This is a genomic window from Achromobacter sp. DH1f (genome assembly GCF_000633435.1).
In the GTDB taxonomy this organism is placed as follows: domain Bacteria; phylum Pseudomonadota; class Gammaproteobacteria; order Burkholderiales; family Burkholderiaceae_B; genus Achromobacter; species Achromobacter deleyi.
On the sequence record NZ_AYMF01000025.1, the window covers coordinates 64,319 to 78,118 of the forward strand.

Annotated in this window: 14 protein-coding genes; 3 read left to right on the forward strand and 11 right to left on the reverse strand. The window is 69.0% G+C overall.

All coding sequences use genetic code 11. The annotated features are described in order from the left end of the window. Positions 1–5 precede the first annotated feature (5 nt). Positions 6–899, reverse strand: coding sequence for a LysR substrate-binding domain-containing protein (locus U858_RS0121065; protein ID WP_025139140.1), 894 nt, complete (start codon positions 897–899; stop codon positions 6–8). A 109-nt stretch (positions 900–1,008) separates the two neighbouring features. Here U858_RS0121065 and argH point away from each other — a divergent pair, with 109 nt between their 5' ends. From argH to U858_RS0121080, 3 genes are all read left to right on the forward strand, one after another. Next, complete coding sequence (gene argH, locus U858_RS0121070; RefSeq protein ID WP_029954168.1) at positions 1,009–2,535, forward strand: argininosuccinate lyase; 1,527 nt, start codon at positions 1,009–1,011, stop codon at positions 2,533–2,535. 109 nt (positions 2,536–2,644) lie between these two features. Continuing rightward, positions 2,645–3,607, forward strand: coding sequence for a tripartite tricarboxylate transporter substrate-binding protein (locus U858_RS0121075; RefSeq protein ID WP_051593643.1), 963 nt, complete (start codon positions 2,645–2,647; stop codon positions 3,605–3,607). A gap of 138 nt (positions 3,608–3,745) precedes the next feature. Further along, positions 3,746–4,411: a TetR/AcrR family transcriptional regulator gene (locus U858_RS0121080; protein WP_025139143.1), complete on the forward strand. Its 666-nt coding sequence runs from the start codon at positions 3,746–3,748 to the stop codon at positions 4,409–4,411. Here U858_RS0121080 and U858_RS0121085 read toward each other — a convergent pair. The 10 genes from U858_RS0121085 to U858_RS0121130 all read right to left on the reverse strand — a co-directional run bounded on the left by U858_RS0121085 (position 4,374) and on the right by U858_RS0121130 (position 13,665). Further along, entirely contained in the window at positions 4,374–5,102 is a 729-nt protein-coding gene (locus U858_RS0121085; protein WP_029954170.1) for a hypothetical protein, read from the reverse strand. The genes U858_RS0121080 and U858_RS0121085 overlap by 38 nt on opposite strands. Before the next feature lie 58 nt (positions 5,103–5,160). Then, a complete protein-coding gene (locus U858_RS0121090) occupies positions 5,161–6,042 on the reverse strand; it encodes a branched-chain amino acid ABC transporter permease (protein WP_025139145.1) in 882 nt (293 codons plus the stop codon). Next, positions 6,039–6,899 carry a branched-chain amino acid ABC transporter permease gene (locus tag U858_RS0121095; RefSeq protein WP_025139146.1) on the reverse strand — a complete coding sequence of 287 codons (861 nt, stop codon included), beginning with the start codon at positions 6,897–6,899 and terminating at the stop codon, positions 6,039–6,041. The genes U858_RS0121090 and U858_RS0121095 overlap by 4 nt, the downstream gene beginning before the upstream one ends. Next, a complete protein-coding gene (locus U858_RS0121100; RefSeq protein WP_029954171.1) occupies positions 6,896–7,639 on the reverse strand; it encodes an ABC transporter ATP-binding protein in 744 nt (247 codons plus the stop codon). Before U858_RS0121100 ends, U858_RS0121095 begins: the two co-directional genes overlap by 4 nt. Next, a complete protein-coding gene (locus U858_RS0121105; protein WP_025139148.1) occupies positions 7,636–8,415 on the reverse strand; it encodes an ABC transporter ATP-binding protein in 780 nt (259 codons plus the stop codon). The genes U858_RS0121100 and U858_RS0121105 overlap by 4 nt, the downstream gene beginning before the upstream one ends. Further along, positions 8,416–9,642 (reverse strand): ABC transporter substrate-binding protein, encoded by a 1,227-nt coding sequence (locus U858_RS0121110; RefSeq protein WP_025139149.1) that lies wholly within the window; start codon positions 9,640–9,642, stop codon positions 8,416–8,418. Positions 9,643–9,674: 32 nt separating this feature from the next. Continuing rightward, positions 9,675–10,217, reverse strand: coding sequence for a carboxymuconolactone decarboxylase family protein (locus U858_RS0121115; protein ID WP_025139150.1), 543 nt, complete (start codon positions 10,215–10,217; stop codon positions 9,675–9,677). A gap of 33 nt (positions 10,218–10,250) precedes the next feature. Then, positions 10,251–11,636: an LLM class flavin-dependent oxidoreductase gene (locus U858_RS0121120; RefSeq protein ID WP_025139151.1), complete on the reverse strand. Its 1,386-nt coding sequence runs from the start codon at positions 11,634–11,636 to the stop codon at positions 10,251–10,253. Positions 11,637–11,897: 261 nt separating this feature from the next. Continuing rightward, positions 11,898–12,773 (reverse strand): glycosyl transferase, encoded by an 876-nt coding sequence (locus U858_RS0121125; protein WP_025139152.1) that lies wholly within the window; start codon positions 12,771–12,773, stop codon positions 11,898–11,900. Between the two features lie 151 nt (positions 12,774–12,924). Continuing rightward, a complete protein-coding gene (locus U858_RS0121130; protein ID WP_025139153.1) occupies positions 12,925–13,665 on the reverse strand; it encodes a sulfite exporter TauE/SafE family protein in 741 nt (246 codons plus the stop codon). Positions 13,666–13,800 lie beyond the last annotated feature (135 nt).

Here is a 13,800-nt window from a genome sequence, read left to right on the forward strand (position 1 = left end):
TCGGATCAATATACCAGTGCGCGCAACGCGGTGCGGAAGTGGCGGCCGAAGATCTCGGTCAGTTCGTTCGGCGCGTTGTGGCTGGCCTTGATCTCGGCAAAAGAAAAATCGATGGGACGCGTCAGCGGCCGCACTTCGCAGCCGGACAGCGGCGCGGTCTGCGCGCTGAAGGGGTCCAGGATGGCCAGCCCCATTCCCTGCGCCACGAACCCCATGACCCCGGCGGACCAACTGGCCTCGAAGCGCGCGGATGGCGCAACGTTGGCGCTGCGGAAGATGGCGTCGATCTTGAGCCGGGTGGAATTGTTGGCCGCCAGCGCCACGAAGGCCTGGCCGTCGAAGTCGGCCACGTCGATGCGGGACTTGGCGGCCAGCGGATGTCCGGGCGGCAGCACGCAGACGCAGTTCGCCGTCATCACATCGCAATCGACGCCGCGGTCACGGTCGATGGGCGTCATGGCGTAGCCCAGGTCGAACTGGCTCGAGGCGGCCAGCTCGATGACTTCGGGCGAGTTGTAGGTGAACAGCGACACGCCCACGCCGGGGCATTCGGCGCTGAACGAGCGGATCACCCCCTGAATGAAATGGCTGCTGAGGCTGGGCATGACCACCAGCCGCAACTGCCCCTCGCGCCGGGAACGGATGCGCTCGGCGGCACGCGACACCTTGTCCAGGCCCAAAAACACGCGTTCGACCTCGACGAACAGCGACTTGGCTTCGGCCGACGGCACCAGCCCGCTATGGCGGCGTTCGAACAGCACGAAGCCGACGTCTTCCTCGAGCTCGCGAATGATCTTGCTGACTGCGGACTGGGTGACGAACAGCGTGTCGGCCGCGACGGTCATGCTGCGCACCAGCATCACGGTGCGAAAGACTTCGATGTGGCGCAGGGACAGCATGCGGGGCTCGACCAGGGGGGAAACAGCCCAGACGGTACATGAGTTCAGCTACTGCTTCAATGAAAAAAGGTCCTTTGACGGAATGTATGGCCGGTTCTGTAATGACCCCATGAACACGACACACACCCCCTCTCAGGCTGAATCCGCTGTCAGCGGCCTGTTGCGCCACGCCCTGGCGCCCGAAGCGCAGCACGGCATCTTCCTGCCCTGGATACAAGCCGGCTTCGCGGCATCGCTGCCGCTGCTGACGCAGGTCAACCAGGCGCACCTGGCGGCGCTGGATGCCGCCGGCCTGATCGACCGCGGACATGCCGCGGCCCTGGCGCGCGAGATTGCCGCGCTGGACGCCGCGGGCGCCGATGCCTTTGCGCTGGACGGCGCGCTGGAAGATGTCTATTTCAACTACGAGGCCGAACTGATCCGGCGCGTCGGCCCCGAACTGGGCGGGCGGCTGCATCTGGCGCGCAGCCGCAACGACTTGCAGTCGACCCTGGACCGGATGCGCGCCCGCGATGTCGCCGTCACCCTCCTGACCGAAACGCTGCGCCTGCGCCGCGCGCTGCTGGCGCGCGCCGATGGCTTGCTCGATTGCGTCATGCCTGGCTACACCCACATGCAGCACGCCCAACCGATCACCTATGGCTTTTACCTGCTGGGCATCGAGCAGAGCTTGCAGCGCGATACGCGGCGACTGCTGGCGGCGTTGCAGGAAATCAACCACTGCCCGCTGGGGGCGGGGGCGCTGGCCGGCAACCCCTTTGCCATCGACCGCAAGCTGACGGCCGTGCTGCTGGGGTTCGATGCGCCGGTGCCGCACACGCTGGACGCGGTGGCCTCCAAGGACGCGCTGCTGGAATTGCTGATCGCCGCGACCTTCGTGGCCACCACTTTCGGCCGCCTGGCGCAGGATTTCTATTTCATGTCCACATTCGAGGTGGGTACGCTGGCGCTGCCCGACAGCCTGGCCATCACGTCCAGCATGATGCCGCAGAAGAAAAACCAGGCAGTGCTTGAATTCCTGAAAGGGCGCCAGGCCCATCTGCTGGGCGCCGCCATGACCGGTTTTGCCGCCTTCCGCGCCGCGCCGTTCACCCATGTGCTGGACAGCAACGCCGATGGCCTGCAATGGCTCTGGGCCGCGTTGGACGGCGTGGCTGGTCTGCTGCCCGTGGTGCGCCTGGTGGTGGAAGGCGCCGAACCGCAGCGCGCGCGCATGGCCGAACTGGCCGCCGCCAACTTTGCCACGGCCACCGATTTTGCCGACCTGCTGGTGCACCGCGAAAAACTGCCGTTCCGCGATGCCCACCACGTGACGGGCCGGGTCGTGCGCCGGGCCATCGACCAGGGCATCGCGCCGGCTGCGATCACGCCGGACCTGGTGGCGCAGGCTTCGCAGGAAATCCTGGGCCATCCGCTGCACCTGGATGCCGCGGCGTTGCGCGACGCGTTCGATCCGGCGCAGGCCGTGGCGCGGCGCGTGGGGTGCGGCGGTCCGTCGCCAACGGATGCGCGGCAGATTCTGGACCAGTCGCGCGTTCGACTGGCCGACGACGACGCCGCGCTGCTGCGCATCGGCACGCGCCTGCAATCGGCGGGCCGGTCGCTGGCCGATGCCGTGGCGCAATTGCAGCGCTGATTTGCCGGCCCCGCGTCATTCGCACGCATTCATCGCATTGATCAACCCGGGCGCGCAGACCCGGGCCTGTCGACCTGGGCATTTCGCATCGGGCACTCTGGAGACATCCATGTTCAAGCATTCCCGCGCAGCATTGTTGGAATCCCTGGCGGTCACCGCTGCGGCGGCCGCGCCACCCGCCTTGGCGCAAGTGCGCCTGATCGTGCCGTTTGCCGCGGCGGGCACGCAGGACCTGGTGGCCCGCGCCATCCAGCCCGCGCTCGGCCAGGCGCTGGGCCAGACCATCGTGGTCGAGAACCGTGCGGGGGCGGGCGGCACCGTGGGCATGGCGGTGGTGGCCACCAGCCCACCCGATGGCAACACGATGGCGCTGGTGTCGTCCAGCCACAACACCAGCGCCTGGCTTTACCCGAAGCTGCCGTACGACGCGCAAAAGAGCTTTGCGCCCGCCGCGCTGATCGGCCGGACCGGCTTTGCGTTGGCGGTGGCCAACGACGTGCCGGTGTCATCGGCCGGTGAGCTGATTGCCTACGCCAAGGCGCATCCCGAAGGCTTGAACTATGCGTCGGCCGGCAACGGCAGCGCAGGCCATCTGGGCATGGCGCGCTTTCTGGAAATGGCGGGCATCGCGATGCAGCACATTCCCTATAAATCCACCGGCGAGGCCATCAACGACGTGCTGGCCGGCCGGGCGCAGGTCATCATGGCCCCCACCATCGGCATCATGCCGTTCATCGCGGGCAAGCGGCTGAAGGTCATCGGCCTGACGTCCACCATCGGCCGCAGCGGCGCGCTGGCGCAGGTGCCGCTGGTCAGCGAGACCGGCCTGCCGGGCTTCACGTACGACTCCTGGTACGGCCTGCTGCTGCCGGCGGCCACGCCCCGCGCGGTGGTGGAAAAGATCAACGCGGCCGCGGCCAGGGCGATCAAGGATCCGGCCGTCGTCACGGCGCTGGACAAGGCGGGTATCGAGCCGGCGTCGATGAGCGTGGATGCGTTCGCCGCGTTCTTCGCGAAGGACTACACCGACATGCGCGAGCTGGTGCGCACATCAGGGGCCCGGGTCGAATGACCGAGGCCGGGCGGGGAAAAATAAATACCAACCAATACGGTTGAAAATATACCGTTGTGGTTTATCATGCGGGATCGTCAAACCCTGCGGCCGGCCTGCGCCGGCCGCCTCAGCGCCTTACACGGAACCCGCCACGGCATGTCCACGCTTTCCTCTTCCGAATTCCCCGCCGATCTCCCATCCGACCACCGGGGGGCAACCCCGGCCGAGGCCGAAGCTGAAACCCAGACCGAGGCCGAAGCCCAGGGCGACATCATCGATCATGCCGCCGCCTTGTTCGCTCGGCGCGGTTTCGACCAGACCTCGATGCAGCAGATCGCGGATGCGGCCAAGCAAACCCGCGACACCCTGCTCACGCACTTTGCTAGCAAGTTCGCCATCTACGAAGCCGCCATCGACACGCTGCGCGCCCACATGCGGCAGGTGCTGGCCGACGTGCGCGACCTGCCGGTCGGCCCCGAGCGCGACCGCGCCGTGGTCGAGGCGGGGGTGCAGTTCACCTACGACTGGCCCGGCGTATCGGCCCTGTCCAGCGGCATTGCCGACAGCGAACCGGATGGCGATCCGCAACTGGTCGAGATCGGCATGATCGCGTACGAAGCGCTGGGCATCGACTTGAAGCAACTGGATATGGAACGCATCGTGCGGGTGACCTGTGCGTTCTCGGGCATGGGCATGACGGCAATGCAGGCCGTGCGCACGGGCCTGACGCGCGAATGGCGCGCCCACATCGTGCAGACCACCATGGACGCGCTGCGACCGGCTGCTACCCTGCCGGCTCCCACGCCCCGCAATCCGGCCTGACCCCCAGGCGTACGCCGTCACCGCGCAGCTGCTCTTCGTCTTGCCGCGCGGCGTCGGCGGCCACATCGAATGCGATGTCCAGCGCGCTTGCCACGCGGGCGTCTTCGATCGGCAATTCCCACGTCAGGAACACCTGCGACAGGTCCCGCGCATCGGGAAAATCCGCCTCGTCGAAGCGGCTAGCCCCGCGCGGCACCACGCCGTGCGGCTGGCAGGTGTCGAACAGCACGGCAGTGCCGCGCGTCAGCGCAATGCGCTGGCCGGTGCCGGGGTAGATCAGGTCCAGCCCCTTGTCCTCGCTGATGAACAGATTGCAGAAGGCCGCGCTGCCGTACTGCATGCCGTCGTGGTGATAGCGCGCGCCGCGGCAGGCCATCAGCGCGATGTCGCTGGAGGCCAGCACGTCGCCCAGGCCCAGCGCGGCGGTCCACTCGCGCATGGCCTTCAGGCACAGGCCGTAGTCGGCCCAGCGCGTCATGGTGCGCGCCAGCGGCATCTGTTCCACATCGCCGGGTTCCAGCGCCAGCCGCGATTCGATTTCGCGGACCCAGTCGGCCGCGAGGCGGGCGGGGGCTTCGGGCACGTCCAGCGTGGCCGTGGCCACGCGGGCGCTGATGCTGCGGCTGCGTATGACGTCGCCGCTCCAGAAATAGGAGGTCAGCGCTTGCGGGGAAGGAAAAAGGGCGGGCATGGCGGCGACCATGTTACCGCCTGGGGCGGGCGCCGGGGGCGGCGGGCCTGCTCCGTCGTCAGGTCCTGGGCCCGCGCTGCAGCCGGTACGGCTGCCGCATGCCCTGGGGCCGGAAGATCAGCACCGCGATCAGCGCCGCGCCGATCAGCATCAGCCGCAGGGCGGCAAGCTGGGCGGACGTCAGCCAGGTCGTGTAGGCATCGAGATACCGCGTGCCCTCCAGCAGCAGCACCACCGTGAACGCGCTGGCCAACACCCCCACATGGCTGCCGCGGCCGCCGATGATGACGGCCATGAAGGCATAGGCGGTGATGATGGCGCCGAATTGCGTGGGGTCGATGTACTGGTAGTAGTAGGCGTGCAGCCCGCCCGCCAGCCCGATGGCCGCGCCGCCCGTGGCGAACAGGCGGATGCGAAAGCCCAGCACGTTCTTGCCGGCCGTGGCGGTCACCACCGGGTCGTCGCGCAGCGCGCGGGCGGTGCGGCCGACAGGCGAACGGGTCAGGATCTGCGCCAGGATGAACACGACCGCCAGCGCGGCGACCGCCACGGCCAGGAAGGCGCCGTCGCCCTCGACCGGCCGGGCGATGCCCGAGATGCCCAGGCTGCCGCGGGTCCAGCGGTCTTCGTGGATGGCGATCAGTTTCAGGCTTTCGGCAAAGCCCAGCGTGACGATGGCCAGGTAGTCGTCGGCCAGCCGGATCGACACCAGGCTGACCAGCGCGCTGAGCCCGGCGCTGGCGGCCACGGCCGCGGCCAGCGCGGCCCAGGGATTCCAGCCCGCCTGGGTCAGCAAGGCGGCCACGTAGGCGCCCAGCATGTAGAAGCCGAACAGGCCGAAGTTCACCAGCCCCGCCAGGCCCCATTGCAGGTTCAGGGCCAGCGCGGGAATGGCGGCCAGGCACACCAGGGTCAGGATGGAAATCAGATAGGGAGTCATCGCGTCACCCAACGGGAACCGAACAGCCCGGCAGGGCGGAGCAGCAGGCACAGCGCCATCAGCGCAAAGGCCACCACGGCGCGGTAGTGTGGCGGCAGCCACAGCGTGGACAGTTCGGCCGCCACGCCCAGCAGCAGCGCGCCCGGTACGGCGGCCAAGGGTTGGCCGATGCCGCCCAGGATCGCGGCGGCAAAGACGGGCAGCAGGTAGTTCCAGCCCATCAGCGGGTCAACACCGATGTCCAGCCCGACCAGCAGGCCGGCCAAGGCGGTCAGCACGCCGGCCACGGCCCAGGTGGCCGCGACCACGCGGCCTTGCGAGATGCCGCGCACGGCGGCCAGCGGCGCGTTGTCGGCCACCGCCCGCATAGCGCGCCCCAGCCGGGTGTGGCGCAGCAGCAGCCACACCGCCGCCAGCGCCGCCACGGTGACGGCCAGCGTCAGCACCTGTTCCTGGTTGATGCGCAGGCCGGCCAACCGGATGGGCCGCGAGGCGGCCACCTCATAACCGCGGGTGGCGCCGCCGGCCGCGAGCCGCACGGCGTTCTCCAGCACGAAGGCCAGCCCCATGGATGCCACCAGCAAGGTCACGCCAGAGCGATTGCGCAAGGGGCGAAACACCAGCCAGTCCGCTGCCAGGGCCAGCAGCGCGGACCCGGCGGCGCCCGCCGCCACGGCCGCGGGCATCGGCCAGCCGGCCAGCGCGTTGAAGGCCCAGATCAGATAGGCGCCCGCCGTCAGCATGGCGCCGATGGCAAAGTTGGCAAAGCGCAGCACGCCGAATGTCAGTGACAGCGCCAGCGCAGGCAGCGCCACCAGCAGGCCTGTCACCAGGCCATTGAACAGCAGTTGGATCACGTCGCGACCCCCATGTACAGCCGCTGGAAATCCGGATCGGCCAGCAGCGCCTGCGGCGTGTCGACGCGCCGCACTTGTCCCGCGGCCAGCACCGCGACGCGTTCGGCCACCGACAGCCCCAGCTTGACGTTCTGTTCGATCAGCAGCAGCGTGGCGCCGCCCGTACGGATGCGCGCGATGGCCTCGAACAGCAATCCGGCGTTGCGCGGCGACAGCCCGGCCGACGGTTCGTCCAGCACCAGCAGCGCCGGGCGCGGCATCAGCGCCGCGGCCATCGCCACCATCTGCCGCTGGCCGCCGCTGAGCAACCCGGCTGGCGTGGCCAGCCGCGGACGGATCTCGGGGAACAGCGCCAGGACTTCCTCGACCCGCGTGCGCCAGCCCGCGCGGGCGCGCCGGTCCAGCAGGAATTCACCGCCCAGTCGCAGGTTTTCCAGCACGCTCAGGTTGCGAAACACATTGGCTTCCTGCGGCACGTAGCCCATGCCGGCGCGGGCCCGCGCCGGTGCATCCAGCCGCGTCACGTCGCGTCCGGCCAGCCAGACCTGGCCGGCCCCGGGTCGCAGCAGGCCCACCACGGTCTTCATCAGGATGGATTTGCCGGCGCCGTTGGGGCCCACGACCGTCAGCGCGGAACCGGCCGGCAGGTCCAGGCCGACGCCGTGCAGGATGGTGGATGCGCCATAGCCGGCCTCGATGCCGCGCAGTGCCAGGCCGCCATGTTCGGGGGCGGCGCTCATGCCGGTTCTCCCAGGTAGGCCTGCATGACGCGGTGGTCGGCGGTGACCTCGGCAAAGCTGCCGCGCGTGAGGACAGTGCCTTCAGCCAGCACGTAGACCTGGTCGCACAGGGCGGCGATGACGTCCATGTTGTGTTCGACGATGGCGAACGCCACGCCTTCGCCGCGCAGCGCCAGGATCAGGTCGCACAGATCGTCCATCAGCGCCGGGTTGACGCCTGCCGCGGGCTCGTCCAGCAGCACCAGGCGCGGCGCCAGCATCAGGGCGCGGGCGATCTCCAGCAGCTTCTTCTGGCCGCCGGACAGGGCGCCGGCCTGGCGGTCGGCATGGGCGTCCAGCCGCACGCGCCGCAGCAGCGCCTCGGCCCGCGCGATCAGCGCGGCCTCGTGGCGGCGTACGTGGGCGGGGGTCAGAAACACCCGCCACAAGGCGTCGCCGGGATGGCCGGGTGAGGCGATCAGCAGGTTTTCCAGCACGGTCAGGCTGTCCAGCTCGCGCGCGATCTGGAAGCTGCGCGCCAGGCCCAGGCCGGCGCGTTGGTGCAGCGGCGTGCGAGTGATGTCGTGGCCGTCGAACTGGATGCGGCCGGCGTCAGGGCGGCGCACGCCGGCCAGCACGTCGAACAAGGTCGACTTGCCGGCCCCATTCGGGCCCACGATGCCGGTGATGGCGCCGGCGGGAATGGCCAGGCTGGCGCCGTTCACCGCGGTGACGCCGCCAAAGCGCACCACCACGTCATCGGCGCGCAGCAGCGGGGAAGCGGGGGACGGCGTCAATTAATGCAAGACCTCAAGCAGCTGGTTGGCGCCGTTCTTGATGACGAAGTGGCCGAACTCGCGGTTGAGCTGGTCGCCGTTGGGCGTGAACGTGAACTGCGAGCCGGCGCCGCTGTAGGCCACGGCCTGGCCGGCGCGCAGCGCCTTCAGCCCGTCGACCGGCGATTCCACCTTGGCGCCCTGGCCATTGGCCACCAGCGGGATGGCCGCGGCGTAGCGCGCCGGATCGGCGCTGCCGGCCTGTTCGATCGCCAGCGCCAGCACCGAGATCTGGTCCCACACATTGGACGGAAAGATCGCCAGCGTGGCAGGGTCGATACCGGCGGCTTGCGCAAAGCGCTTGTAGGCCGACGAATTGACGGGCGGAATCGACTGGATGTGGTGGATGCCTTCGGCCACGTCGCGGCCCACGGCCTTGATGAAGGCGCCTTCGGCGTCGGCCGCGGACGAGTTGGCGTAGATCGGCGATTCAAAGCCGGACCGGTAGACCTCGCGGGCAATCGCCGACAGGTCGGGCAGGTAGCTCGGCACGAACACGGCGTCGGGCTTGCGCGCAAAGACCTTCTCCACTTCGGCGCGGTACGAGGCCTGGTTGGGGTTGTAATAGACCACGTCCAGGATCTCGCCGCCCTGCGCCTTGAAGGTCTCGGCAAAGGGGTTGGCCAGGCTCAGCGTGAACGGCGTCTGCAAGGCCAGCACCGACGCGCGGCGGCCGCCGGCCTTGTGGATGGCGCGGGCAAACACCGGCCCCCAGTCGCTGCCGCGCGCCTGGAAGCGGTACACCAGGCCCTTGTTGTCGCCCTGCGTCACTTCGTCGCCCGAGCCGCTGACCAAGAGCGGCACGCCGCGTTCCAGCGTGATGGGCTTGATGGCCATGGCGACCGCGCTGCTCCACACACCGGCAATCGCGATCACCTTGTTCACGTCCAGCAGCTTGCGCACCGCGGCCACGCCGGCCGTGGGGTTGCTTTCGTCGTCGATCACCACCACTTCCAATGGCCGTCCACCGAGCACGCCGCCGGCTGCGTTGATGGTCTCGGCCGCCTTTTGCGCCGCGTTCGCCATACCCTGGCCATAGGGGCCGCCGCCGCCGGTCAGCGGCGCCAGCACGCCGATGCGCACGGGTTCGCCGGTGGCGGCGCGCGCCAGGCGCGGGATCAGCGGCAGCGTCAGGGCGGCGGCGGACAGGGACAGGAAGTGGCGGCGGTTCAGGGTGGGCATCGACATGGCGGCGTAAAGAGGGCGTGAAGGAAGAGGATTCAGGCGTGCACGTCGGACGCGTGTTCGCCGATCTGCAGGGCCTGGTTGAAGCGGTTGAAAAAGCCGCACAGCGCGATGCGCAGCGTCAGCTCGACCAGTTGGCTTTCGGTGAAATGCGCGCGCAATGCGTCGAACAGGTCGTCGGGCACGCGTTGGGCCGACCGCGTGACCTCGATGGCGTAGCGCACCACCAGCTTGTCGACGTCGGTCAGTTCGGGGTGGTCGGCATAGTCCAGCAGGCGGTTGGCGCCGGCTTCGGTGATGCCTTCGACCGCCAGGCGCGGCGCGTGGCTGGCCACGCAATAGGGGCAGTCGTTCAGCAACGACACGACCACGATGGCGATTTCGATGTAGCGATACGGCACGGCGGCGCGCGCCTTCAGTTCGGCCAGCATGCCGTACAGGTGGCGCGCGGCCGGGTCCACCTGGGCCAGCACCGAGAACTGGTCGGCGAACACCGTGCCGCCCTGCGTATAGCTGTCGTACAGGGCGCGCAGGGCGGGGTCGAGGGTGTCGGGGGCGCGTTCGGCAACACGGGGCATGGTCGGTTCCAGTGGATCGATGAAAGGGGAAGATCAGTCGGCAAGGCGGTCGATGTCGGCGGCGATGCGCGCCGCCGGGTGTGCCGCATCGATGCGGGCGCTGGCGGCGCCGAGCTTTTCGCGCAGCGTGCCGGGCGCGTAGCGCGTGGGGTAGGCGCCGCGGCGTTGCAGCTCGGGCACCAGGTAGCTGGCGATGTCGGCGTAGGTGCCGGGCGTTTCGGCGCAAGCCAGGTTGAAGCCGTCCAGGTCGGCCTCGTCGGCCCACGCTTGCAGCGCGTCGGCCACCGTGGCCGGGCCGCCGGCAATCACCGGCCCGCGTCCGCCCAGCGCGACGTAGTCGATCGCATCGCGCACCGTCCAGCGGCGCGTCGGGTCCAGCTTGCTGAACGCCGCCAGCGCCGATTGGCCCGCGATGGTGTCCACGTATTCGAGCGGATCGTCCAGCGCATGGCGCGACAGGTCCACCCCCGTCCAGCCGGCCAGCAAGGCGGCGGCGCCGGTGGTGTCCGCCTGCGCCTGGTAGCGCGCCAGGCGGGCCTGGGCGGCGGCATCGTCGGCGTCGACGATGACGGTGAACATGGCGTAGATCTTGACGGCACGCGGGTCGCGGCCGGCGGCGGCCACGGCCTCGCGCACCTGGGCCGTGGCCTTGCGTGTGCCGGCCAGCGTCGGCGCGCCCACGAACACGCATTCGGCGTGGCGCGCGGCGAACCCCAGCCCGCGCGCCGAGCCGCCGGCCTGGAACAGCACCGGCGTGCGTTGCGGCGAAGGCTCGCATTGGTACACGCCTTCGGATTGCAGGTAGCGGCCGCGATAGCGCACGGGGCGGATATGCGCGGGGTCGGCGTACAGCCCGTCGCGCGCGCCGTGCACCACGGCGGCGTCGTCCCAGCTGCGTTCCCACAGCTGGTAGAAGATATCCAGGCATTCATCGGCCAGGTCGTAGCGCTGGTCATGCGACATCAAGGCGTCGCGCCCCAGGCTGCGCGCGCCGCTGTCCAGGTACGACGTCACGACGTTCCACGCGATGCGGCCGCGCGACAGATGGTCCAGCGTGGTGAAGCGGCGTGCCAGCACGTAGGGCGCTTCGTACGAAGAAGACGCGGTGATGCCGAACCCCAGGTGGTGCGTCGCACCCGCCATGAGGGCGGCCAGCGGAAACGGATCGTTCATCGGGGTCTGCGCACCCGAACGCAGCACCGCGTCGGCGCTGCCGCCGTAGACGTCATACACGCCCAGCACATCACCCAGGAACAGTGCGTCAAAGCACGCGGCTTCCAGCAGGCGGGCGAGATTCGTCCAGTGTTCGGCGTCCAGATACGAGGCCGCCGCATCCGGCCCGTGCCGCCATTGTCCCGGCGCCAGGTGCCCGCCTGCACAGTTCATCAGGAAGGCATTGAAACGTAGGATCTTGGGCATCGGGGGAAAGCGGCGGCGAAAAAAATAACCGGCTTGCAGGGCAAGCCGGCTGGAACGTGTGATACGGAGACAAAGCCGAAATCGCGTGAACCCAGTGTAGGTAGCGCGCCGCCGCGCCGCCAATATGGATTGGCTATAAACACATCCTGGACGCTCGCGCGCCGTGGGCTTTACAGGAGGCCGGGCGTGCCTTATCCGCGCCCGAGCGCGCAGGAGAGCGTGCGCGCGTCGTCGCGATCAGGCAGGGGGGAATGGCTATTGTCAGCCGCGCGCCGCGCCGGCCCAAAGCCGCTGGAACCACGAGCGGCGCTCGGGCCGCGGCCGGTTGCCGGTGTAGTCCTTCTGCGAAGCCTTGACCACGTCGCCGAACGGGACGGCGTTGCGGTAGGCGTCCGGCGTGTAGCCGGCATCGATGGCGTCGCGGTAGTCGCGGTCGAACAGCTCGGTCAGGTCGTGGCGGGCGTGCGGCACGACTTCGCCATCGAACCAGTGATGGCGGCCTTCGGCGCGCAGGCGCGGCAGCGCGTAGCGGTGCGAGAACTGCGTGCCCATGTCGGAGTAGTGCAGGATGCGGATGTCGTCTGCGGCCAGGCCTTCGCCGTCGATGCTGTTGTAGCGGGCGTCCAGGTGCTGCACCAGGTGCGGCCGATCGGCGAAGTATTGCTTCATCTCGCGGTTGGCGTGGCGCTTGGCGCGCAGCGCTTCCAGGGACGGCAGATGGGCGCGTGCGCGTTCGCAGTCCCACAAGGCCACGCACGAGCGCCAACCGTTGCCGTCGCCATCGCGGCGGCCGGCGACGATGGCATCACCGTGCAGGGGCAGGTCCCAGAGCTCGGCCATGTCGCAACGCACCAGCATGTCGGCGTCCATGTACAGGGCGCGGCCCTGGAAGCCGGCGGCGGCGGGTACCGCCCAACGGAATGCCGAGAACGGCGTCGACCATTTTTCAGTGCGCCAGCCGCGGCCGCGCGCGGGGTCGCAATACCAGGGGCTGGCGGGGTCGCGCGACAGGCGCATCCAGGTGATCTCGACCGGGCGGGATGCATGTTTGCGGGCGCTGTATTCCAGCACCATCATCTGTTCCAGGTCGCAATCGTTGGGGTCGCAGCCGACGAAAATCCTGATGGCGTTGTGCATGTTGTCTCGTCATCCCTGGCAATGGCGCCGGTCCTCGAGGCCGACGAACCTGAATTATTGCTGAATTGTAGGGGAATCAGAGCCAATACACGTTAAAAAGTGTCGAGTTTTTGCGTAAATCTGTCCTAATGTGTCGCGGGCGCAAGACGCTTCACAGCACCCGAAGCATCATGTTGGCCCCCGCCGCCAGCAGCGTCAGCAGCACGATGCGGTTGAAGACCACGACATTGATGCGGTGGTAAAGCCGCCGCCCCAGCCACGACCCGACGATCGTGCCGGGCAGGGCCTGCCAGGCCAGCGAGACGACCTCGGCGGTGACGATGCCCGACACGGCCTGCGAGACCAGCGCCACGGTCAGGATCGACAGGTTGAACGACTGGAACACCGCGCGGCGCTCGTCCTTGGTCCAGCCCTGCAGGCCGGCCCACAGCGTGGGCAGGGGGCCGGACAGGCCCGCAATGCCGCCCAGCAGGCCGCCGCCCAACCCCACCAGGCCGTCGGCGAGAAGCGTGATCCGCGGGTGCGTGCGCGGCAGGCGGGCCTGGCCATTGAGCAGCAACAAGGCGCACAGCGTCACCAGGATCACGCCGAGTCCGCCCTCGAACAGCCGCGGCGAGACATAAGGCAGCGCCGCGACGCCGACCGGCACACCCAGCAAGCCCCCCACGATGAAGGGGGCCGACCGGCGCAGGTCGATGGCGTGCCAGATCGACGGCAGCGTCTGCAACTGCGACGTCACCGAACAGAGGATGACCAGCGGCGAGGCCAGGGCCGGGGGCAGGGCCAGGAGCCAGATCGGCAGCGCCGTGAGGCCGGTGCCAAAGCCGGTCAGTCCGGACACCAGGCCGCCAGCCAGGGCGCCGCCGGTGATAAGAAGCGTAGAGGTCAGCACGTGGAATCTGTGTGTGAAGCTGTGTGGGAAGCTGTGTGTGAAGCGGATCGGGGCCCTCGTTGTAGCGCCGATCCTTGGCGCGCGAACCGTCCGCTTTGCCGATGTCCGTCCTACCAGTGGCCGTCCATCGACGCG

What these genes read in the sequence shown, in the direction of transcription:
- U858_RS0121115 (WP_025139150.1), bottom strand. Translation starts at nt 10,217, where the DNA reads ATGCCCCGTGTTGCCGAACGCGCCCCCGACACCCTCGACCCCGCCCTG.
- U858_RS0121080 (WP_025139143.1), top strand. Translation starts at nt 3,746, where the DNA reads ATGTCCACGCTTTCCTCTTCCGAATTCCCCGCCGATCTCCCATCCGAC.
- argH (WP_029954168.1), top strand. Translation starts at nt 1,009, where the DNA reads ATGAACACGACACACACCCCCTCTCAGGCTGAATCCGCTGTCAGCGGC.
- U858_RS0121085 (WP_029954170.1), bottom strand. Translation starts at nt 5,102, where the DNA reads ATGCCCGCCCTTTTTCCTTCCCCGCAAGCGCTGACCTCCTATTTCTGG.
- U858_RS0121125 (WP_025139152.1), bottom strand. Translation starts at nt 12,773, where the DNA reads ATGCACAACGCCATCAGGATTTTCGTCGGCTGCGACCCCAACGATTGC.
- U858_RS0121065 (WP_025139140.1), bottom strand. Translation starts at nt 899, where the DNA reads ATGCTGTCCCTGCGCCACATCGAAGTCTTTCGCACCGTGATGCTGGTG.
- U858_RS0121075 (WP_051593643.1), top strand. Translation starts at nt 2,645, where the DNA reads ATGTTCAAGCATTCCCGCGCAGCATTGTTGGAATCCCTGGCGGTCACC.
- U858_RS0121120 (WP_025139151.1), bottom strand. Translation starts at nt 11,636, where the DNA reads ATGCCCAAGATCCTACGTTTCAATGCCTTCCTGATGAACTGTGCAGGC.
- U858_RS0121090 (WP_025139145.1), bottom strand. Translation starts at nt 6,042, where the DNA reads ATGACTCCCTATCTGATTTCCATCCTGACCCTGGTGTGCCTGGCCGCC.
- U858_RS0121110 (WP_025139149.1), bottom strand. Translation starts at nt 9,642, where the DNA reads ATGTCGATGCCCACCCTGAACCGCCGCCACTTCCTGTCCCTGTCCGCC.
- U858_RS0121100 (WP_029954171.1), bottom strand. Translation starts at nt 7,639, where the DNA reads ATGAGCGCCGCCCCCGAACATGGCGGCCTGGCACTGCGCGGCATCGAG.